Here is a 21,526-nt window from a genome sequence, read left to right as displayed (position 1 = left end):
GCCAGGGGCTTGCCCGCAGTCGGCATCGTCGGATAGTCCGGATGCCATGACCCGACTGCGTCGAAGCGACCCGCACTCCCCCGGCATCCGGCGCGTGCGGCACGGGCGCGGGTACCGGTTCCTCGGCGCCGACGACGCCCCCATCGACGACCCGGAGCTGCTCGAGCGTCTGCGCGCCCTCGTCGTGCCACCCGCCTGGAACGACGTGTGGATGTGTCCCTACGCGAACGGGCACATCCTCGCGACGGGGATCGACGCCGCCGGACGCCGCCAGTACATCTACCACCCCGCGTGGCATGAGCGGATGGCGCGCGAGAAGTTCGACCGCATGCTGCAGCTCGCCGAGGTGCTCCCGGCAGCCAGAGGAGGCGTGACCCGCGACCTGCGCACCGACGGGTTCGGCCGGCCTCGGCTGCTGGCCGGGGCGTTCCGGATGCTCGACTCCGCCCTGCTGCGCGTCGGGTCCGAGCAGTATGCGAAAGCCCACGGCAGCATCGGCCTGGTCACCCTGCGCGGCTCGCACGCCCGCGTGCGCGGCGGCCGGTTCGTCGAGCTGCGCTTTCCCGGCAAGAGCGGGCAGCCGTGGGAATCGGAGGTCGACGACACCGACCTCGCCGTGCTCATCACCGGACTCAAGCGCCGCGGCGGACGGTCGCTGCTGCTGAGCTGGCAGGACGACGCACGGGCCGACTGGCATCCGCTCCGCGCGGCCGACATCAACGACGACGTGCGGATGCGCACCGGCGGCGACTTCACCGCCAAGGACTTCCGCACGCTGCACGGCACCATCTCAGCCGCCGTCGCGCTCGCCGAGATCGGCCTCAAGCCGTCGGCTGCGGCGCGCTCGCGCGCGGCATCGCAGGCGGTTCGGGTCGCGGCATCCGCTCTGGGCAACACCCCCACCGTCGCCCGCGCGAGTTACATCGACCCCCGCGTGTTCGACCTGTACGACGAGGGCGTCGTCGTCGACCCGTCGCGGCGCGTCGAAGGGCAGCTGATTGAGCTGCTCAGCTGATCCTGTCAACCCGGTCGGCCGAACCGGATGCCCTGGTCTAGCGTCGCCTGACACGACGAAGGAGGAGCGATGCGCGACGACACGTCAGCCGACGAGCTCGGCACGGAGGAGAACGACGGGGCCGACGGCCGCGACGAGGGTCTGCAGACGACCGAGACCAGCGGCCGATCGGGCGGCGGCGACCACCCGAGCCAGGCCGAGGGCGAGGATCCGAACGACCCGCCTCAGCGACCCGACCCCGACACCGACGGGCATCCGTCGCAGGCGGAGGGCGAGGGCACGGATTCCTCCCGGTCATAACTCAGGAGATCCGCTGCGGAACCGGGCCCGCGGGCGCCGAATCGGCGGCCTCCGGCCCGGCTCTCCTGAGTGATGAGCGGGCCTCCGCGCTCGGCCAGCCGGCGCAGGAGGAAGATGGTGGTGTGGTCGACATCCTCTCCGCACTCACCAAGATGCCCGAGCCCCAGTTCATCGAGGTCGGCGACGGCGTGGGCCTCGCGACGTACTCGTGGGGCGATCCGGACGGACCGACGGTCGTGCTCGTGCACGGATTCGCGTCGAGCACCGCCGACACCTGGGTGCACACGGCGTGGGTGCGGATGCTGGAGCGCGAGGGCTTCCGCATCATCGGCATCGACCAGCGAGGCCACGGCGCCAGCCAGAAGCCGCACGACGCGGCCGGCTACACGGTGCGCAACCTCGCGCGCGACGTCGAGGCGGTGCTCGACACGTTCCTCGTCGACGAGGCGCTGTACGTCGGATACTCGCTGGGCGCCCGCGTCGGCTGGCAGGTGGCGCTCGATCTCGCCGACCGCGTGCCGCGGGCAGTGCTCGGCGGAGTGCCGGACGGCATCCCGCTCGACCGGCTGAACACCGATCAGGTGCGCCGGTACGCCGACGACGGCACTCCGGTCACCGACCCGGTCACCCAGAACTACATCGCGCTGGCCGAGCGGGTGCCGGGCAACGACCTGTACGCGCTGCTGGCCCTTGCGGAGGGCATGCGGGACTCGCGGTCGATCGACCCCGATCCCGCCCACGCCCCGCAGCAGCCCGTGCTGTTCGCGACCGGTTCGGAAGACGCCGTGCTCGACGGCTCGCGGCGGCTCGCCGACGCCGCGGCGCAGGCGTCGTTCTTCGAGATCCCCGGGCGCCACCACTTCAACGCACCAGGTGCGAAGGCGTTCCGGATGGCGGCGCTGGAGTTCCTGAAGGGCTGACCGCGTTTCCTGCGGCTCGCGCCGCGCGTCTAACGTGTGTAGGTGACCTTCGACGGCCCGCTCTCGGCATCCGCGTACGAGCTGCTCGGCGTGGCGGCGAGCGCCGACGACGACGAGCTGCGCCGCGCGTACCGCCTGCGGCTGCGGCAGACCCACCCCGACACCGGCGGCGACGCCGCGCTGTTCATCCGCGTGCAGCGGGCGTGGGAGCTCATCGGCACGCCGGAGGCCCGTGCTCGATACGACCGCGCGAGCGGATCGTGGGCTGCGCCGTCGGCATCCGGCCGCCGCTCGGGCACGCGGCCGGGAACCCGGTCATACGGCACCGCGGGTGCGTGGCACCGGCTGCGGTACCTGCAGCTGCTGACCGATCACCTGGGCCGCGCCGTCACCGCGCGCGAGGCGGTCGACCCCGCCGTCGTGCGAGCGGCGCCCTGGCAGGCGAGGCGGATGCTGGCCGAGGCCCTCTCCGAGGAGGCCACCGCGTCGACGATCGACGACCTCGGCATCGGGTTCACCGCCTGGCACGATCTGGTGGCGGGGGCGGATGCCGCGCAGAAGCTGTCGCACGCGGTGCTGGGCCCTGCCGGGCTGTACGGCCTCGCGTCGGAGGACTTCGGCGACGCCGTGCGCTTCCGCCAGGGCGAGGTGATCGGCGCGACGGTCGGCGGCGAGACGCCGGTCGCCGATCTGCTGGCGCGGGTGCGTGCGATCTCGCGCGCCGCCCGGGTGCGGTTCGCCGGTGCGATCCTGATCCTTCCCGACGAGCAGCTCGACGAGGCCGTGACCGTGCTCGGGTCGGTGCGCGGCGTGCTCGTCGCGGTCGTTCGGCGCAGCGCGCTGCGCACTGTGCTGCGCGGCGGGATCCCGGGCGCCCGGCCGCTCGGCGCGGTCGAGGCGTTCGATGTGCGCACCCGCCTTCCGCAGGCTGCCCGTGTGCTGGTGCCATGACGATGCTGTGCCGCTGGTGACGTGTCGGATGCCCGTGCTTTGATGTGCGCATGACCACCGCGACCTCTGCAGACGGCACCCCCATCGCATTCCACACGCGAGGCGACGGGCCCACCGTCGTCATCGTGAACGGCGCGCTGTCGACGGCCGCCGACGCCGCGCCCCTGGCCGATGCCCTCGTCGATGCGGGCTTCCGCGCCGTCACGTGGGATCGGCGAGCGCGTGGCGGCAGCGGCGACCGCGACGGTTCCGGTCCGGATGACGAGGTCGCCGACCTGGCCGCGGTGATCGCCGCCGCCGGCGGGGCGGATGCTGTGCTCGGGCACTCGTCCGGTGCGGTGCTGGCGCTGTACGCCGCATCGCAGGGTGTGCCGACGGGGGCCCTGTTCCTCTCCGAGCCGCCGATCGACTTCGACGGCTCGGGGTACGGTCCCGACCTCGCCGACCGCCTGCAGGCGCTCGTCGACGGCGGACGACCGGGCGATGCGGTCGCGACCTTCCAGCTCGATGCCATCGGACTGCCGAGCGAGATGGTCGAGGCGGGCCGGGCGAACGGGATGCTGGATGCCCTCGCTCCCCTCGGGCAGTCGACCGTGTACGACGTGCGCCTCACGACGCGGGTGCGACAGCCGGGCGCCGAGCTGCTCGACGTCGACGGGCCGGTCACGGTGCTGCGCGGCGCGCAGACCTTCCCCTTCCTGGTCGGGTCGTCTGATCGGCTGGCCGCCGAGATCACGGGTGCCGAACGGGTGATCGTGCCCGAGTCGGTCATGCACCGCCCCGACCCGGCGGCGACGGCGCGGGTGGTCGCCGAGCGGCTCTGACCGCATCGGGGGTTACGGTGAGAGCGTGGATGCCACCGACCCGCTGCCCGATCACCCCGCCCCCGACGCCCCGCAGGGCAAGCTCGTGCTGCTGCGTCACGGCGAGACCGAGTGGTCGCGCACCGGCAGGCACACCGGGCTCACCGACATCCCGCTGACCGAGCACGGCGAGGATCTCGCGCGCGCCGCGGGTGAGCTGGTGAAGGACTACGACTTCGGCCTCGTTCTGAGCTCGCCGCTGCAGCGTGCCAGGCGCACGGCCGAGCTCGCAGGGCTCGACGCCGGAATCGACCCGCTGCTCGTCGAGTGGGACTACGGCGGGTACGAGGGTCGGACGACCAAGGAGATCCGCGAAGAGCTCGGCTACAACTGGACCACCTTCGCCCACGGCGTGATCCGCGGCGAGACCCCGGGCGAGACCGTCGAAGAGGTCGCAGCCCGGGCATCCCGCGTGCTCACCAGGGTGCTGCCCGCCATGGCATCCGGAGATGTGGCGCTCGTCGCGCACGGCCACTACCTGCGCATCCTCACCGCCGTGTTCCTGCGGCAGGCACCGCGGTTCGCCGCGTCGATCTCACTCGACGCCGGGTCGGTGTCGGTGCTCGGGTTCGCACGTGAGCAGCCGGCGATCCTCGCGTGGAACCACGGGCCGCAGCTGCCCATGCAGCCTGCGGAGTCGTGACGCCAGCCCCTGCCTGAGTTCTCGAGGCGCTGATACTGTTCGGGCATCGCCGACCCGAAGGATCACCATGAGCGACCTCACTCCCCCGCCTCCTCCGCCTGAGCCCGCTCGTGCTCCTTCCGGATCACCGGACCCTGCGGCGCCGCTGATGCAGCCGCCGGCCGCTGATCCTTCGGCGCCTGTCGCCCCTCCCGTCTATGCGCCGCCGCCAGCACCGCCGAGCGCGCCGCTGTACGGCGAGCCGACCTACCCGCAGCCGTCGGTGCCGGTCTACGGAGACCCCGGGTATCCCCAGATCCCGACGCCGGCGTACGGGGCGCCGCCGCAGAATCCCGGGCAGTACGCGTACGCCGCCGGCGCACCGCAGCCGATCGGTCTGCGCCCCCTGCGCGGGATCGGCGCGGCGACGCGCTGGCTGATCGCGGCGACCGCCATCGCGACCCTGATCACGATGGCCGTCGAGCTGTGGGGCATCTCGCTGCTCGACTCGTTCGCCTCGGGATCCGTCGGGCCCGGGGCCCTGCAGGCCTACGACTCCGCGTCGCTCGCGCTAGCGGGTCTCACCGGTCTCATCACGATCGCGGCGGGCGTCTGCTGGCTGATCTGGCAGCACCGAGCGGCCTCGTCGGTGCCGCCGGCCTCATTGCGGCGGTCGCCCGGCTGGCACGTCGGGTCGTGGTTCATCCCGGTGGTGGCCTGGTGGTTCCCGTTCCAGAACATGAAGGACATCGTGCGTGGATCTCGCGCCGCGGTTAGCAGCGGGATGCTCGGCGGATGGTGGGCGCTGTGGATCTCGACGGGCGTGGCCTCGCTCGTCTCGGCGAGGATGACGACGGCGGCCGACTCCGTGCCCTCGTTGACCGCGGCGATCGGGGTGTCGATCGTCGGGGACGTGCTGTGGATCGCGGCGGCGGCGTTCGCCTGGGTGATCGTCTCGCGCATCACGAAGACGATCGACCCCGGGTTGGGGTGATGACCGCTGCCTTCGAGGGCGGCGACGGCGCACTCTGCAGCATTCGCGCCACGCGGTCAACCACCCGGACGGGCGGTGTGAGCGCCGCATAGGCTCGCCGCATGGCCCTGTTCCGCCGAGATCGCCCGCAACGCGTCCTGATCGAGTCTCCGACCGTCGACCCCCGCGCGACCCGCCCGCCGTGGAGCCTCTGGGCCGACGGGTTCGGGCGGCTCGGCATCCGCTCGATCCAGATCATCGTCATCGTGGCGGTCGCTGCGGCGATCGTCTTCGTCATCCAGTACCTCACCCTGGTGACCATCCCGCTCGCGATCGCGCTGATCCTCGCGTGCGCTTTCGCGCCTGCCATGAACTGGCTGCGTCGGCGACACGTGCCGGATCTGCCGGCGACGATCATCACCCTCTTCGCCATCGTCGCCGTGCTCAGCGGCCTGAGCTGGCTCATCGTCTGGGCCGTGCGCAATCAGTGGGACGACCTGTACGCGCAGGCGCAGCAGGGCATCCAGCACCTGATCGAGTGGACCGAGACGCTGCCCTTCCAGCTCTTCACCTCCGAGCAGCTGGAGGAGTGGACGGCGACGCTGACCGACTTCGTCACCAGCGCCCAGTTCGGGTCGGGCGCGCTGGCCGGCGTGGGCGCCGTGGCGAGCTTCGTGACCGGCTTCGTGCTGCTGGTCACCATCCTCTTCTTCTTCCTCAAGGACGGCCCGCAGATGTGGGAGTTCCTGCTGCGTCCGTTCCACGGCGAGCACGAGCGGCGCGCGCGCCGCATCGGCCACAAGACCGTCGGGGTGCTGGGCTCGTACGTCCGCGGCACGGCGACGGTCGCTCTGGTCGACGCCGTCGGCATCCTGATCGGCCTGCTGTTCCTGCAGGTGCCGCTGGCCATCCCGCTCGCGGTGCTCGTCTTCCTGCTGGCGTTCATCCCGATCGTGGGTGCGACGCTCGCCGGAGTGCTCGCCGCTCTCGTCGCGCTGGTCGCGAACGGCTGGGTCAACGCCCTGCTGGTCGTCGGCGTGGTCGTGCTCGTGAATCAGCTCGAGGGCAACCTGCTGCAGCCCTTCCTGATGGGTCGGACGATGAAGCTGCACGCGTTCGTGATCCTGGTCGCCCTCGCCGTCGGCACTGCCCTCAGCGGTCTCATCGGAGCGGTGCTCGCGGTGCCTGTCACAGCTGCCGTATGGGGCATCATCCAGGTGTGGGACGGCGACGATCTGCCGGTGAGCTGGGCGCGGAGGAAGCGGCGTGAACCCGACCCGTCGAAGAGCACTGCGGTCGAGGTGGCCTGAGCGGTCCTTCGACCGCGGGGGTTTCACCTGGGGGCGGAAGCCCGCTCAGTTGAAGTCGCCGCCGCCTCCGCCGAAGTCACCCGGCGCCATGTCCATGAACCGCGAGTAGTGGCCCTGGAAGGCGACGGTGATCGTCGCGGTGGGACCGTTACGGTGCTTGGCCACGATCAGGTCGGCCTCGCCCGGGCGGATGTCCTTGTCGTAGGCGGCCTCACGATGCAGCAGGATCACCATGTCGGCGTCCTGCTCGATCGAGCCCGACTCACGCAGGTCGCTGATCGCCGGCTTCTTGTCTGAGCGCTGCTCGGCGCCGCGGTTCAGCTGCGACAGCGCGATCACGGGCACCTGCAGCTCTTTCGCGAGCAGCTTGAGGGCACGCGAGAACTCCGAGACCTCCTGCTGACGCGACTCGACGCGCTTGCCGCTCGTCATCAGCTGCAGGTAGTCGATCACGACGAGGCGCAGACCGGCGCGCTGCTTCAGCCGCCGGCACTTGGCGCGGATCTCGACGAGCGTCATGTTCGGGCTGTCGTCGATGTAGAGCGGCGCGTCGTTGATGCGACCTCGGGTGGCGGCGACGGTGGTCCAGTCGCGCGGGTCGAGGGTTCCCTTGCGCATGTTCTGCAGCGGGATCGCGCCCTCGGCGCTGAGCAGGCGCATGGCGATCTCGCTCTTGCCCATCTCGAGCGAGAAGAAGATCGACGGCTCGTTGTGGCCGATCGACGCCGCGCGGGCGAAGTCGAGCGCGAGCGTCGACTTTCCCATCGCGGGCCGGGCGGCGACGACGATCATCTGACCGCCGTGAAGGCCGTTGGTCAGCTCGTCGAGCTCGCGGAAGCCGGTCGGGATGCCGGTCATCGTGCCGTCACGGCCGTTGGCCGCCTCGATCTCTTCGACGGCGGCGTCGACGGCGACGGTGAGCGGCACGTAGTCTTCGGCGGTCTCTGAACCGGTGACCGAGTAGATCTCGGCCTGCGCGTTGTTGACGATGTCGGCGGCGTCGCCCTCGCCCGCATAGCCGAGCTGGACGATGCGCGTGCCGGCGTCGACCAGTCGACGCAGGATCGCACGCTCGGAGACGATGCCCGCGTAGTAGCCGGCGTTCGCCGCGGTCGGCACGATCGAGGTGAGCGTGTGCAGGTAGTCGGCACCGCCCGCGCGACCCAGCTCACCCGTCTTGATGAGCTCGTCGGTGACGGCGACCACGTCGGTCGGCTCACCGTGCGAGTACAGCGAGAGGATCGCCTCGAAGATGAGCTCGTGCTTCGGCACGTAGAAGTCGGCGCCCTTGAGCGTCTCGATCACATCGGCGACGGCGTCTTTCGAGAGGAGCATGCCACCCAGGGCGCTCTGCTCTGCGAGAAGGTCGTGCGGAGGGGTCCGCTCAGGGGCGCGCGTTCCGCCCAGACGCTCGTCTGAGATATCTGCGATCGACACCGTGCTCCTCCCCGGTCGGCGCGACTCGCCGCCCGTCACCGACCCCTGCGACCGGCTGGGTCATCGGCTGCAGGCACAAGCAGAGCACCCACCACCGACATCCGGTCTCCCCAAAGCTAGAAGCCGAGTTATCCCCATGCAACCAGCCCTGTGGATAACTCTGTGGAGAGGATGCGGAGAACTCTGGTGTGTCTGTGCAGAACGACTGTGGACAACCCGGTGGAGAGTTTCACTTTCCAAGGGTTTTTTATTGCTTGATCGGGTTTTCTCTGGTCCCCCACCCTGTGGATGAGATTCCGCTTAAACGTGAGATTTAAGGTTTGCTCAGCCGGTGAGCCGATGTGAAGAACCTGGGGAAAGTCAAGTGCGAATACGTCCCGGGCGCGGCGCGGTTCGCACCCTCGCACTGGCATGTGGACTTCTCGCCACCGCCGCGGTAGATTCTCCCGGTCGAGCAACGTCCGCCCGCCCAGGGACGACTCATTGGGGAGATGTTCCGTGCGATTCGCATCTGCAGATCGCCGCAGCCTGTGGCTGTGGTGTGTTCTCGGTGTCTTCGCGTGGCTGATGCTCGCGTCGATCCTCGGGGCTGCGCAGGCGTCGGCCGCCGAACGACCGGATGCTGCACCCGGTGCGTCCGCATCCGCTGCGGCGCAGCAGCGGGCGCCTCACAGCGACGAGGGCGCCCGTGCGCCCGGCGAACGCGCCGCGCGCACGGTCGACCCGCCCGCCGCTGCAGCCGCCGTGCAGAAGGCCGCCGCGCCCGCGGGGAAAGCCTCGACGTCGGCGAAGAAGGCCGCCGCACCCGTCAAGAGCGCCGCAGCCCCGATCCAGAAGGCCGCCGCGGCGCAGAAGGCCACCGCCCCGGTGCAGAAGGATGCCGCACCGGACAAGAAGGCCGCCCCGGTGCAGAAGGCAGCCGCCAAGGTCGCGAAGGCAGCGCCTGTCAAGAACGCCGCAGCCAAGGTCGACAAGGCAGCGCCCGTCAAGAACGCCGCAGCCGCGGTCGAGAAGGCGGCCGCACCCGACAAGAAGGCCGCGGCGGCTGCGAAGAAGGCCGCCAGCAGCAGCGCGCTCGGTTCCGCCGTGGCCGCCCTGCCCGGCATCCCTCGAGGCGCTGTCGAGGCTGAGAAGAACCGTCACGCGCTCCCCGCGCAGAAGATCGACCGTGCCGCCTCCCTGCAGGCAGCCGCCCCCGGCGAGCGACAGAATCACGCACAAGAAGCAGCGCTCGCCCCGCGCGGTCACGCGACGACCCACGCGGTCAGCGTCAGCACCCACCGCGCCCCGAAGGCCTACAGCGCCTCATCCACGTCGGCTGCTGCCCCGGCAGCCGCGGCGACCGTCGCTCCGGCGATCGCCGCCGAGCCGGCGCCCGTCGACGGCCAGGTGCCCGGCCTGGCATTGAGCGCAGCAGCCTCGAGCGGCTGCGCCGCCGCATCCGGAGCATCCTCGATCCTGTCGCTGGCCGGAGAGGTGACGGGTCTCGCATCCCGCGACGGCCTCATCCGTCTCGCCTCCTTCGCCGATGCGGCAGACCGTCCGCTCGCGGGGCCTGCCGCGACCACCGACTGTCGACCTGACTGATTCTCGAGCCGCATCACCCCCCCCCGCTCGACACTCACTCAGGAGCTCTCATGCGCGCAATCGCGCACCGCGCCCATTCCGGCGCCGGCCGCAGCATCCCGGCCTGACGACTCCCGTCGGCAGAGCGCCCGCCTTCGGGGGAAGGCCTGGCGCCGCCGACGGCGCGGCGTCGAGCTGCGGTGATTCCCCCCAGTCTCACCTGCACTCGGCGCCTCCCGGGCAGTCATGGACCCCCTCTCCATGGCCGCCCACCTGGCGGATCGGCTTTCCTGCCTCCGCCGCGGCGGGTGTCTCGCTCCGACTTCGCGAGGCACCCGCCGCACCTCTTCTGCCCGCCCTCGAAGGGGGGTGGACTCCGTCGGCGACGTGCGGTAACGTCTCGCGCACAAGCCGAAGCATCGGATGTACGGGGATTACAGTCATGGGCGACGAGACGACCGGGCGCCGCATTCCTGCGGTGTACCTCTGGGGTGCTCTCGTCGTGCTCGCCTGGGTCGCGCTGACTGCTCTGGTCGGCGGCGGCGACGCCAAAGCCGATGAGTCGTCCGACGCCCCGCTCTCCGGCCTCACGTCGCTCGTCGGCGACACGGTCGACGACGTCGTCGTTCCCGTCGCCAAGACCGCGACGAAGACCGTCGATCAGGTCGCCGCGCCCGTCACCAAGACCGTCCAGAAGGTCGTCTCGAAGACCACCTCGACGGTGGCCGCCGCTCCGGTGGTCGGCAAGCCCGTCGCCGAGACGGTCACCAAGACCGCCGACACCGTCACCGCGGTCACCAAGACGGTCGAGAAGGTCACGTCGTCGGCGCCGGTCAGCGCCGTCGTGACCCCGGTGACGGATGCCGTGCGCGACGTCCCTGTCGTCGGCGACGTGCTCGAAGAGCTCGGCGCCACTGACCTGGTCGACGAGACCGCGGGCGCCGTCGACGAGGTTCTCGAGGTCGTTCCGCCTGTGGTCGGCAGCACCGTCGACCCCGTCGTCGACGGGCTGCAGCCGGGCATCCCGGATGCTGAGGAACCGCAGCTCCCTGGTGTCGACCAGCCGGGCGTGGATGTGCCCGGCGTGGATGTGCCCGGTGTCGACGAACCGGGCGTCGATGAGCCGACAGTCGCGGTCGACCCGCCCGCTGCTGACTCCTCTGCGCCGTCGTCCGACGCGCGGACGCCGAGCGCCGACCGCGTGCGGTCGAATGCGGCATCCGGCCTCACCGCCCCAGCCGGCGGCGCCTCGACCGCAGATGCGACGCCAAGCGCGCCGATCGATCCGAGCGGTGGCGCGCCCGCTTCTGCTCCTGGCGCAGCGACCTCGACGACGTCCGCCGGCAACGGCGGGCCCGCTCCCGGAGCGAGCTCTGACAGTCCTTCCACCGCGCGTGGCATCGGTGCGATGTCGACGCGTACGGGCATCCCTGCGGATGCCGAGCTGCCGCCGTCTCCGGTGGGCAGCACCGACGTCTCTCCTGACTGACGAGAGGGCGGCCGATCCTCTGATCGGCAAGCCCGGCCGCACGACCGTGCGGTCTCACACTCGTACAGATCAGGAGTTCTCTCATGAACAAGCAAGTCAAGTACGCCCTGTGGGGCGTGCTGCTGGCCGGCGGCGTCTCGCTGCTCGGCGCGTCGGCCGCCAACGCGGCCGAGACCGACGGAGACGATGGTCTCCTCTCGGGCACCCAGATCATCGCTCCGGTCACGGCGCCGGTGAAGGTCGTCGGCAACGCCGTGTCGGTGCTCGGCGAGTCGTCTGCGGAGTCGGGAGCGGATGCTGCGCCTGCGGCACCCGCACCCGCTCCGGCCCCCGCGCCTGCGGCGGAGACCAGTGGGAATGACGGCGTCGCCTCGGGCACGCAGGCCGTGGTCGAGGTCGATGCACCCGTGACGGTGTCGGGCAACGCGGTGAGCGTGCTCGGCGAGTCGTCTGCGGAGTCGGCTCCGGCGCCAGCGCCGGCACCCGCCCCGGCGCCCGCCCCGGCCGCGACCACCTCGGGTTCCGACGGCCTGCTGTCGGGCACGCAGGGTCTCGTGTCGGTGAACGTGCCCATCACGGTCACCGACAACGCGGTCTCGGTGCTCGGCGAGTCGGCTGCATCCGGTGGCACCGGCAGCGCGGCGCCCACGGGGGCGACCGGCGCTGACGCCACCACGGGCGGCAGCGACAGCGCCCTCGGTGGCACCCAGGTGCTCGCACCCATCACCACACCGGTGAACGTCGGCGGCAACGCCATCTCCGTCCTCGGAGAATCCGCTGTCACCGGCGGCACCGGCGGCACCACCACACCCACAGGTGCAACCGGCACTGACGCCACGACGGGCGGCAGCGACAGCACCCTCGGAGGCACCCAGGTGCTCGCACCCATCACCGCACCGGTGAACGTCGGCGGCAACGCGATCTCCGTCCTCGGAGAATCCGCCGTCACCGGTGGCACCGGCGGCACCACCGCACCCACAGGTGCAACCGGCACTGACGCCACCACGGGCGGCAGCGACAGCGCCCTCGGTGGCACCCAGGTGCTCGCACCCATCACCGCACCGGTGAACGTCGGCGGCAACGCGATCTCCGTCCTCGGAGAATCCGCCGTCACCGGCGGCACCGGCGGCACCACCACACCCACAGGTGCAACCGGCACTGACGCCACGACCGGCGGCAGCGACAGCACCCTCGGAGGCACCCAGGTGCTCGCACCCATCACCGCACCGGTGAACGTCGGCGGCAACGCGATCTCCGTCCTCGGAGAATCCGCCGTCACCGGCGGCACCGGCCGCACCACCGGCACCACGACCCAGCCCGGCACGGGCGGGGTCGTGACCGATGGTGGAGGGTCGCTGCTCGGTGGCACGCAGATCCTGCTGCCGATCACCGCACCGATCACCATCGGCGGAAACGCCATCTCGGTGATCGGCGAGAGCACGGTCGACGTGCCTGGCACCACCCCCGGAACGGACCCCGGTACCGACCCGGGCACGGACCCGGGCACCGACCCCGGAACGGACCCGGGCACCGACCCCGGAACCGACCCCGGAACGGACCCCGGCACCGACCCCGGAACGGACCCGGGCACCGACCCCGGAACGGACCCCGGTACCGACCCCGGAACGGACCCCGGCACTGACACCGACGGCATGAACTCGCCGCGTCACTCGGCCGTGGCCTCGTCCATGGCTGGTGCGCCGGCGCTGGCGATGACCGGCGGCGGCGACATGGCTCCGGCGCTGGCTCTGCTGGCCGGGCTCATGCTGCTGATCGGAGGATCGCTGATCCGTCGCGCTCGCGCGGCCTGATGCACGGCCCTTGCGGTGGATGCGGCCGACGACGTCGCATCCGCCGCATCGGCATGCCCGCCCGCAGCCGCTCATGGGCCGTCGAGAAGTCAAGAAGGCACCGGAAACGACATCCTCCGGTGCTTTTGTGACCTCTCAGCGGCGAACGCCGACGGGGGCAGCCCGGTCGGCCGGCGAGGGCGGCGCGGCACGCCGCGGCGGAGCGACCGGACGGCCCCGCCCTAGCCGAGAGGTCGAAAAGGCACCGGATGCAGCATCCGCCCCGGCCGAAAGGTCGAAAACGCACCGGAACCCGCGTCTACCGGTGCCTTATTGACCTCTCGGCCGCGAACGCCGACTGGCGCGCAGCCCGGCACGACGGGCCGACCGGACGGCCCCGCCCCGGCCGAAAGGTCGAGAAGGCACCGGAAGCGGCGTCTACCGGTGCTTTATTGACCTCTCGGCCGCGAACGCCGACGGGCGAGCGGCGCGGCCCGGCGGGCCGACCGGACGGCCCCGCCCCGGCCGAGAGGCCAGAAAGGCACCGGAAACGAGCTCCACCGGTGCTTTATTGACCTCTCGGCAACTGGACGGGCGCGACGGCCCGACCCGACGAAGGGGATGCAGAAGGCCCCCGGCATCCGGAGACGTCGGGGGCCTGCTGGTGAAGCGGGATTACTTCGCTGCGATGACCTGAAGGGTGATCACGGCGGTGACGTCGTCGTGCAGACGAACCGTCGCCTCGTGCTCGCCCGTCGTCTTGATCGGAGCGGTGAAGTGCACCTTGCGCTTGTCGATCGAACCGAGACCCTCGGCGGCGACAGCGTCGGCCACGTCGGCGGTCTTGACCGAGCCGAAGAGACGACCCTCGGCGCCGGCCTTGACGGTCAGGCGCACCTTGGTGCCCTCGAGCTTGTTCTTGAGTGCGGTCGCCTCGTCGAGGTCGTGGATCTGGCGGGCCTTGCGGGCTGCCTGGATCGACTCGACCTGCTTCTGGCCACCACGGGTCCACGCCACTGCGAAGCCCTTGGGAACGAGGTAGTTGCGGGCGTACCCGTTCTTGACCTCGATGACGTCACCGGCGCTACCCAGCCCGGCGACCTCGTTCGTGAGAATCAGCTTTGCCATGTCGGTACCCCTCAGCGGCCAGCGCCAGCGTAGGGCAGGAGAGCCATCTCGCGAGCGTTCTTGATCGCCTTGGCGATCAGACGCTGCTCCTGCACCGAGACACCGGTGATACGACGGGCGCGGATCTTGCCGCGCTCCGAGATGAACTTGCGAAGCGTTGCGACGTCCTTGTAGTCAATGACGCCAACGCGGATGGACTTCGCGGGAGCGGTGGGCTTGCCACCCTTCCGCGGCTTGCGGCGGTCGCCGCTCGACTTTCCAGCCATGTTTCTTCCTTAAGAGATGAGATCGGATGCCGGTGGCATCCGGAATTCAGAACGGGGTGTCGTCGCCGAAGCTGCCCGGAGCACTCCAGGCGTCAGCGCTCGAGGAACCGGGGGTCGACCACGGCTCGTCCGAGACCTGCTGCTGCTGCTGCGGACGTGACTGCCCACCGCCGTTGGATGCGGCCCGCGTGACCTGTGCCGTCGCATAACGCAGCGACGGACCGATCTCGTCAACCTCCAGCTCGATGGCCGTGCGGTTGTTGCCGTCGCGGTCCTGGTAGGAGCGCTGACGCAGACGGCCCTGCGCGATGACGCGCATGCCCTTCGTCAGCGAACCTGCCACGTGCTCGGCGAACTCGCGCCACACCGACGCGCGGAGGAACAGCGCTTCGCCGTCCTTCCACTCGTTGGCCTGACGGTCGAACGTGCGCGGGGTCGAGGCGATGGTGAAGTTCGCCACCGGCAGGCCGTTCTGCGTGTAGCGCAGCTCGGGGTCTGCGGTGAGGTTTCCCACCACGGTGATGACGGTTTCGCCGGCCATGAGCCTTAGGCCTTCGCGACCTTGGGCTTGCGGGCTGCCTTCTCGGCGGCGCGCTTGGCCTCGGCGGCGACCATGGCCTGTGCCTCTTCGGCACGGAGGACCTTGGTGCGGAACACGAGCTCGCTCAGACCGAGCTGACGGTCGAGCTCCTGCGTGGCCTCGCTGGTGGCGGTGAAGTTGACGACGGCGTAGATGCCCTCGTTCTTCTTGTTGATCTCGTAGGCGAAACGTCGCTTGCCCCAGATGTCGACCTTGTCAATCGAGCCACCATCGTTGGTGATGACCTTCAGGAACTTGTCGAGGTTGGGGGCAACCTGGCGCTCGTCCAGCTCGGGGGTCAGAATGACCATGAGCTCGTACTGGTGCGTCACTTACCCACCTCCTTCGGACTAGAACGGCTCCCGGGACTTTCCCGGAAGCAGGAGGGTGTGTAGCACGTCGTCTGCCGCGGCGTCCCGAATGGATTCCGGCGGGCAGACAACCACAACAGTCTACCGGATGGGAGCGGATGCCGCCGACCGGCGTCGAACAGGGTCCGCGAGCGGGCTTGGGGCGAGCGTGTAGTCGGCTGCCAGGGCATCCGGGATCGCGGCCTGCCGGCGGCGGCGCTTCAGCACCGTCAGGGCCGTGATCACCGGCGTCACCAGCACCCCGGCGATCCGCCCCGACAGCGTGCGGTCGGCGTCACCCAGAACCAGGCGTCGGTGCCACGCGGCGTGGAGTGCGCCGCCGCGCGGCGCGGGCACCGTGCGGGCGGGCAGCGCGCCGCGGCGCCGCTGCGCGACCAGCCGGCGCACCTCGTCCCACCATCGCGAGTCCCGCGAGTCGTGGAAGTAGTTGGTCGCCGCCCACCGGGCATCCGGATGCCGGAAGCGCCGCGCCACGACGTCGTCGGCCGACCCCAGCAGCCCGCTGTGCTCGAAGACGTGATTGAGCAGATCGGGCCTGATGCCGAACTCGTCGAGCGCGATGACCGGCACGCCGGCGGCCATGGCCTCGATCGCCGCGGTCGAGCTGACCGTGACGAGCCCCTCGGCGGAGGTCAGCGCCTCGGCCATCGGGGCGAACGAGAAGACGAGGTTGTCCGGCGCGTTCTCGAGCAGGTCGGTGTAGCCGTCGCGCTCCTGGTGCGCCTCGACCTCGCCGGGCCGCGAGCGCAGCTTGACCACCACGCGACGCGTCGGATCGGCCACGGCCGCGAGGCGCAGGATCTCGGCGATGCGCCTGCGCTCGGCACGGTCGGCCGGCACGAGCGCCTGAGCGGCGAAGACGAGGTCGGTGCCGGTGCGGGCGGGGCGTGCCGACGTGGCGAAGGGCAGCGTCGCGAGCGCGACGGGAATCGTCACCCCCAGGGCGCGTGCCAGGCGTGAGTAGGCGGTGACCTCGCGGTGCGAGTGCACGACCATCAGGTCGCAGTGCCGCCGGTACTCGAGTGCACCGCGCAGGGCGGGGATCGACATGCCGGGCACACCGCTGACGACGATCGGCCGGCGGGCGAGCCGGTCGATCTCGCGGCCGAGCAGGCGCACGAACGGCGCGCGTCCGGCGAGCACGACGACGTCGGGGGCGTCCTTCGCGAGCCATCCGGCGATGTCGCCGAACGCGATGCGGGTGACCGACCCGGGATGCTGAGCGAACCGGGTGCCGGCGACCGCGGCGTCCCGCTGGGCGTCGCTCACCACCAGGGGCGTGTGCACCAGCAGCAGGTGCTGGCTGATGTCGTCGACCTGGTCGAGAAGGTGCGCCGCCCATTTGACGAACGAGTCGGCGTCGCCGATCGCGACGACCCTCAGCCGGGGCGACCGGCTGCCGGGAAAGGTCATGCGCCGACGCGGCGCAGCTTGGCCATGGGCGCGAGCTCGCCGGGGTAGACGCGCTTCACGCCGTCGCCGAGCGCCTCTTCGATGACGCGGATGTCGCGCACCAGCCGCTCGAGTCCTGCGGGCTCGAGCGATGCGGCATGGTCGGAGCCCCACATCGCGCGGTCGAGCGTGATGTGGCGTTCGACGGCCACGGCGCCCAGGGCGACCGCGGCGAGCGAGATCTGCAGCCCTCGTTCGTGGCCCGAGTAGCCGACGGGCACGCCGGCGTAGCGGTCACGCAGTGTCGCGATCATCTTCAGGTTCGCCTCGCCCGACTCCATCGGGTACGTCGAGGTGGCGTGCATGAGGATCGTGCGGTCGGTGCCGAGGGTCTCGAGCGCCTGATCGATCTGCTCGATCGTCGACATGCCCGTGGAGAGGATGACCGGCTTGCCGGTCTCTCGCAGCGCCTGCAGCAGCTCGGTGTCGGTGAGGCTGGCGGACGCCACCTTGTGCGCGACCACGCCCAGCTCTTCGAGGAACTCGATGCTCGGCACGTCCCACGGCGAGGCGAACCAGTCGAGCCCTGCCATGGTGGCGTAGTCGCCGATCTCGATGTACTGCTCGCGGTCGAACTCGACGCGGCGCCGGTAGTCGAGGTAGCTCATGGTGCCCCAGGGCGTCTCACGCGGCACGTCGCGCATGTGCTCGGGGGTCGCGATCTCGGGCGTGCGCTTCTGGAACTTCACCGCGTCGGCGCCGGCGGCACGGGCCACGTCGATGAGCTGCTTGGCGATCTCGACGTCGCCGTTGTGGTTCAGGCCGATCTCGGCGATGACGTACGTGGGTCGGCCCCCGCCGATCACGCGGTCTGCGATGCTGACGGTCATGAGGACCTCCGTTTCCGGTCGTGTCCTCTGTGTCTACGGGCGCGAGGTGAACCTGCGGGGTCGCGGTGGTGACCGTCTGCCTACGCCCGTGCGACGAACCGGGGCTCGCCGAGCGCGCGGCTCAGGCACCAGCCGGCTCCCCCGTGTCAGCGCGAGGCGAGCATCCGCTCGACGACCTCGCGCACGGCGCCGTCGCCGCCGCGCCGCGTGAGCACGATGCGCGCGGCGGCCTTCACGGCCGGGTGCGCATCGGCCACCGCGATCGGCCAGCCGACGACGCCGAAGGCCCCGAGGTCGTTCACGTCGTTGCCGACGTAGGCGATGTCGGCGAGCGCGACCCCGTTCTCTGCGGCCCAGGCGGTGAGCGCCGCCGCCTTGTCGTCTATGCCGTGCAGAACCGGCAGCTGCAGCTTCTCGGCCCTGCGCGCGACGACCGGGTTGAGCTCGGTCGAGAGGATGAGCATCGGGATGCCCGCCCGCCGCAGCAGTGAGACGCCCATGCCGTCCTCGCGGCTCACCCGCACGGACTCGCGGCCGTCGGTGTCGACGGTGGCCGTGTCGTCGGTGTGCACCCCGTCGAAGTCGGTCACGAGCACGGATGCCGGGATCGGGGCATCCGCCGGTGCGCCGAGCGCGGCGAGCGCGCCGGCGACGGCGAGCTGGTGCTCGTCGTCGATCTCGATGGCCGACGCCTCCGGCACCTCGACGATGCCGATGCGTCCGAAGAACCGATGGCCGGCCGCGCGGAAGCCGTCGGCGGTGAAGGCGTAGAAGGCTCCGGTCTCGAGGTAGTGCGGCTCACGATCCTGCCGGCGAGGGCGGTGCGAGGAGTCGTGGTTGATGGCGGCGGCGTGCTGATCGGCATCCCGTCGCCAGAGGAAGCCGTAGGTCTCGAAGGCCGAGAAGACGCTGTCGAATCGGTCGGCGGCGATGTGCGCGACGGCCTCGGCGATGCCCTCGCTCGGGATGAACGGCGAGGTGGCCTGCACGAACACCACGGTGCCGACGTCGACTCCGTCTGCGGCGAGAACGTCGAGCGAGTGCAGCAGCGCGCTCTCGGAGGTGGCGGTGTCGCCCGACAGCTCGGCGGGGCGGGCGACGACGCGGGCACCGGCGGCCTCGGCGATGCGGGTGATCTCGGCGTCGTCGGTGCTGACGACCACGAGGTCGACTCCGTCGGCTGCCGCGCAGGCTCGCACGGCCCTCTCCACAAGCGGAATGCCGCCGACGCGGCGCAGGTTCTTGCCCGGCACGCCCTTCGACCCGCCTCGTGCGGGGATGATCGCGACGGTGAGCGCGTTCTCGGTCATCGGCCGGTCGCCGCCTTCCAGACTCTGCGTGCACGGCGCTTCGCGCCGGCTGCGGTGAGCCGCAGCTCTTCCCAGCGTCCCACTCCCCCGGCCGATCCGCCCGCGCGCTGCAGCGGCGTCGGCGCCGGCGCACCCGGCAGGTCCAGTCTCCTCAGCCGCGAGGAGGGCACGAGGCGCTCACGCTCATCGGGGGTCAGGCGTTCGAGCACGGTGACCGCCTCGGCGCGAAGATGCGTGACGATCTCGGGCTGCATCGCGTAGCCGACGGCATCGACCAGCCCCTGCAGATCGGCCGGGTCGACGCCCCTCTCGAGGGCGTCGACGATGACCGCCGGCACCCGGTTGCTGTTCTCGAACGGCGCCAGTCGCGCGAGCACGGTGCCGGTTCCGACGGCGTGCATCGGGATGCCGAACACCTCCCGCACCGTCGGCAGCGCGGTAGAGAAGCCGGCGATCGCGGCCATGGCCCCGAGGCGGTGCGCGACGAACTCGGCCGGCTGGTCGCCGGCGTAGGTGGCGAAGTCGAGACCGCGAGCGGATGCCCGTCCCGCCAGCGCCTCAGACAGCGCGGGCGGTGCGGAGGGGTGCGGTTTGAACACGATGCGCCGCGCGCCGGCATCCGCCGCTCTCTCCACCATCTGCACCTGCAGCGCGCTCTCCTCCTCGGCGCTGACGAGCCCGAGCGCGGAGAGATACTGTCCGAGCACGAGCGCCGTCGGCATTCCGGGGTCGACGAGGGCGTCGAGCAGGGCATCCGGTTGCGCCTCGCCCACTTCGCGCAGCACCCGGCCGAAGTCGGCGACCGCGACCGGCACCCGAGCCGCCCCCGTCTCGGCGAAGACGAGCGGCGCGACGCCGGGCACGACATCGGGGTACACGACTCGCGAGACGCGCTCGGTGAGCTGCCGGGGCAGCTGGTCGCGGATCGGCGAGTACGTCATGAGCCCATCGCCGATCACACCCAGCCCGGCCTGTGAGAACAGCGCCATCAGGGTGCGCGCGGGGGCGACCTGCGGCGACTGCACGAACAGCTCGAGACGCGCGTCGCCGAGGCTCCACGCCCGCCGGAAGAGCCGCTCGAGCATCGGCAGATCCTGATCGTCGGGCTGCCAGGCGGTCGGATGCAGCGGATCGAGCACCGGGTTCAGCGGCTCGATGCGGTCGAACCGCGCCCGCAGCGACGCGAACCGGGGCACCGCCTCGAGATCCTGCGCGGTCTCGGGCACCTTCGCGGTGTTCATGGGAACGAGGATGCGCTCGTGCGCCTCTCCCAGCAGCCCCGCATCGATCGCCGCCGCGGCCGTCATGAGTCCATAGGCGCTGTGCAGGGCCAAGAGCTGGATCGTGCGGGTCATGCGTGAGATGCCTCTCGCAGCACCCGCGCGAGAACCCGGCGGCGCGGGCCGCCGATCCGGTCGATCGCCGCCCGCGCCTGATCGCGCGGCAGGCGCGCCAGCAGGTTCCGGATGCCCGCGCGCATCTCTCTGCGCACCGCAGGCTGCATGCGACGCGAGCGCACGAGGTGGTGCGCGCTCAGCGCCAGCACGCTGAAGACCGCCTTGGGCAGCATCCGCTCGGCCTCGCGATCGGCTTCGACGAGATCGATCACCTCGCCGAGTGCCCGGCAGAAGTGCAGCTGACGCCGGTCGAGGGTCTTCGACAGCGAGTCCGACAGTCCGCGCCGGTACAGCAGGTGCGGGGCGTCGACGACCGCGAACGACCGGGCCTGCAGATGCAGCCGCCAGATCCACGGGCGGTCCTCGGCCGTGAACAGTCCATCGCTGAAACCGGCGAGGCCGCGATCGAGCATCCGGCGATGCAGCAGCCCTGCCCACGCGAACGGATAGTCGACCATGCTGCGGTCGTCGGCGGGCAGGATCGCCTCGCGCGGATCGGCGACGACACCGCGGTGCGTGAAGGGGGCGCGCACGAGCCGTCGCTCGGGGCCCTTCACCGTGACGTGGTCGGTGCGCACGACATCGCAGCCGAGCTCGCGCATCGCCCGCTGCAGCACCGGCAGCCGGCCCGGCTGCATCCAGTCGTCGCCGTCGAGAAAGCAGAAGGCGTCGCCCTCGACGTGTGCGAGGCCCTGGTTGCGCGCCGTCGCGAGTCCCCGCGGCGTCTCGTTGCGGATCACCTCGGCATGCGCGAAGCGCTCGGCATGCCTCCGCATGATCGCGCCCGTCTCGTCGCTCGACCCGTCGTCGATCGCGACGAGCTTCAGCGAGCGGTCGTCGCCGAACTGCCGGCTGAGGGTCTCGAGCGTCGTGCCGATGAACTCGCCGGCGTCCTTCGCGGGAACGATCACGGTCATCGAGGGCGCGGGCACCGGGTCATCGTGCCGGGTGATGCT

21 protein-coding genes are annotated in these 21,526 nt (G+C 71.0%); 11 read left to right on the top strand and 10 right to left on the bottom strand.

The features are described from left to right. The first annotated feature begins 46 nt into the window (after positions 1–46). The 8 genes from AB0N59_RS04280 (at position 47) to AB0N59_RS04245 (ending at position 6,954) form a co-directional block, all read left to right on the top strand. Entirely contained in the window at positions 47–1,015 is a 969-nt protein-coding gene (locus AB0N59_RS04280) for a DNA topoisomerase IB (RefSeq protein ID WP_363479197.1), read from the top strand. A 69-nt stretch (positions 1,016–1,084) separates the two neighbouring features. Then, positions 1,085–1,315, top strand: a complete 231-nt coding sequence (locus AB0N59_RS04275) for a hypothetical protein (protein ID WP_363479194.1) — start codon at positions 1,085–1,087, stop codon at positions 1,313–1,315. A 152-nt stretch (positions 1,316–1,467) separates the two neighbouring features. Further along, positions 1,468–2,235, top strand: coding sequence for an alpha/beta fold hydrolase (locus AB0N59_RS04270; protein ID WP_363481192.1), 768 nt, complete (start codon positions 1,468–1,470; stop codon positions 2,233–2,235). Positions 2,236–2,277: 42 nt separating this feature from the next. Beyond that, complete coding sequence (locus tag AB0N59_RS04265) at positions 2,278–3,186, top strand: J domain-containing protein (protein WP_363479191.1); 909 nt, start codon at positions 2,278–2,280, stop codon at positions 3,184–3,186. 50 nt (positions 3,187–3,236) lie between these two features. Continuing rightward, positions 3,237–4,010 carry an alpha/beta fold hydrolase gene (locus AB0N59_RS04260; protein WP_363479188.1) on the top strand — a complete coding sequence of 258 codons (774 nt, stop codon included), beginning with the start codon at positions 3,237–3,239 and terminating at the stop codon, positions 4,008–4,010. A 25-nt stretch (positions 4,011–4,035) separates the two neighbouring features. Beyond that, on the top strand, positions 4,036–4,692 hold the full coding sequence (locus AB0N59_RS04255) for a histidine phosphatase family protein (protein ID WP_363479185.1): 657 nt from the start codon (positions 4,036–4,038) through the stop codon (positions 4,690–4,692). Positions 4,693–4,759: 67 nt separating this feature from the next. Then, positions 4,760–5,665, top strand: a complete 906-nt coding sequence (locus AB0N59_RS04250) for a DUF4328 domain-containing protein (protein WP_363479182.1) — start codon at positions 4,760–4,762, stop codon at positions 5,663–5,665. Positions 5,666–5,766: 101 nt separating this feature from the next. Further along, entirely contained in the window at positions 5,767–6,954 is a 1,188-nt protein-coding gene (locus tag AB0N59_RS04245) for an AI-2E family transporter (protein ID WP_363479179.1), read from the top strand. Between the two features lie 45 nt (positions 6,955–6,999). On the opposite strand, the gene dnaB is transcribed toward AB0N59_RS04245, so the two are convergent. Beyond that, the gene (gene dnaB / locus AB0N59_RS04240) at positions 7,000–8,391 is read right to left on the bottom strand and encodes a replicative DNA helicase (protein WP_099194692.1); all 1,392 of its coding nucleotides are present in this window, start codon (positions 8,389–8,391) and stop codon (positions 7,000–7,002) included. Positions 8,392–8,889: 498 nt separating this feature from the next. Here dnaB and AB0N59_RS04235 point away from each other — a divergent pair, with 498 nt between their 5' ends. From AB0N59_RS04235 to AB0N59_RS04225, 3 genes are all read left to right on the top strand, one after another. Further along, the gene (locus AB0N59_RS04235; RefSeq protein ID WP_363479172.1) at positions 8,890–9,978 is read left to right on the top strand and encodes a hypothetical protein; all 1,089 of its coding nucleotides are present in this window, start codon (positions 8,890–8,892) and stop codon (positions 9,976–9,978) included. A 421-nt stretch (positions 9,979–10,399) separates the two neighbouring features. After that, on the top strand, positions 10,400–11,446 hold the full coding sequence (locus AB0N59_RS04230; protein ID WP_363479169.1) for a hypothetical protein: 1,047 nt from the start codon (positions 10,400–10,402) through the stop codon (positions 11,444–11,446). An 83-nt stretch (positions 11,447–11,529) separates the two neighbouring features. Next, positions 11,530–13,257 (top strand): chaplin family protein, encoded by a 1,728-nt coding sequence (locus AB0N59_RS04225; RefSeq protein WP_363479166.1) that lies wholly within the window; start codon positions 11,530–11,532, stop codon positions 13,255–13,257. Positions 13,258–13,911: 654 nt separating this feature from the next. On the opposite strand, the gene rplI is transcribed toward AB0N59_RS04225, so the two are convergent. The 9 genes from rplI to AB0N59_RS04180 form a co-directional block, all read right to left on the bottom strand. After that, on the bottom strand, positions 13,912–14,364 hold the full coding sequence (gene rplI, locus AB0N59_RS04220) for a 50S ribosomal protein L9 (protein WP_204974969.1): 453 nt from the start codon (positions 14,362–14,364) through the stop codon (positions 13,912–13,914). Between the two features lie 11 nt (positions 14,365–14,375). Further along, a complete protein-coding gene (gene rpsR / locus AB0N59_RS04215; RefSeq protein ID WP_071641238.1) occupies positions 14,376–14,630 on the bottom strand; it encodes a 30S ribosomal protein S18 in 255 nt (84 codons plus the stop codon). Between the two features lie 46 nt (positions 14,631–14,676). Then, positions 14,677–15,171, bottom strand: coding sequence for a single-stranded DNA-binding protein (locus tag AB0N59_RS04210; protein ID WP_363479163.1), 495 nt, complete (start codon positions 15,169–15,171; stop codon positions 14,677–14,679). A gap of 5 nt (positions 15,172–15,176) precedes the next feature. Further along, positions 15,177–15,542 carry a 30S ribosomal protein S6 gene (gene rpsF, locus AB0N59_RS04205; protein ID WP_363479161.1) on the bottom strand — a complete coding sequence of 122 codons (366 nt, stop codon included), beginning with the start codon at positions 15,540–15,542 and terminating at the stop codon, positions 15,177–15,179. Between the two features lie 120 nt (positions 15,543–15,662). Further along, positions 15,663–16,994 carry a DUF6716 putative glycosyltransferase gene (locus tag AB0N59_RS04200; protein ID WP_363479158.1) on the bottom strand — a complete coding sequence of 444 codons (1,332 nt, stop codon included), beginning with the start codon at positions 16,992–16,994 and terminating at the stop codon, positions 15,663–15,665. Further along, positions 16,991–17,863 carry an N-acetylneuraminate synthase family protein gene (locus tag AB0N59_RS04195; protein ID WP_363479155.1) on the bottom strand — a complete coding sequence of 291 codons (873 nt, stop codon included), beginning with the start codon at positions 17,861–17,863 and terminating at the stop codon, positions 16,991–16,993. Before AB0N59_RS04195 ends, AB0N59_RS04200 begins: the two co-directional genes overlap by 4 nt. A gap of 146 nt (positions 17,864–18,009) precedes the next feature. Next, the gene (locus tag AB0N59_RS04190) at positions 18,010–19,173 is read right to left on the bottom strand and encodes an acylneuraminate cytidylyltransferase (RefSeq protein ID WP_363479152.1); all 1,164 of its coding nucleotides are present in this window, start codon (positions 19,171–19,173) and stop codon (positions 18,010–18,012) included. Further along, positions 19,170–20,528 (bottom strand): polysialyltransferase family glycosyltransferase, encoded by a 1,359-nt coding sequence (locus tag AB0N59_RS04185; protein WP_363479149.1) that lies wholly within the window; start codon positions 20,526–20,528, stop codon positions 19,170–19,172. Before AB0N59_RS04185 ends, AB0N59_RS04190 begins: the two co-directional genes overlap by 4 nt. Beyond that, positions 20,525–21,502, bottom strand: coding sequence for a glycosyltransferase family 2 protein (locus tag AB0N59_RS04180; RefSeq protein ID WP_363479146.1), 978 nt, complete (start codon positions 21,500–21,502; stop codon positions 20,525–20,527). Before AB0N59_RS04180 ends, AB0N59_RS04185 begins: the two co-directional genes overlap by 4 nt. Between the last annotated feature and the right edge of the window lie 24 nt (positions 21,503–21,526).

It is taken from the genome of Microbacterium sp. NPDC089321, assembly GCF_040684935.1.
Lineage (GTDB): Bacteria > Actinomycetota > Actinomycetes > Actinomycetales > Microbacteriaceae > Microbacterium.
The sequence above is the reverse complement of the archived record's forward strand: the minus strand, read 5'-3'. Positions and strand labels throughout refer to the sequence as shown.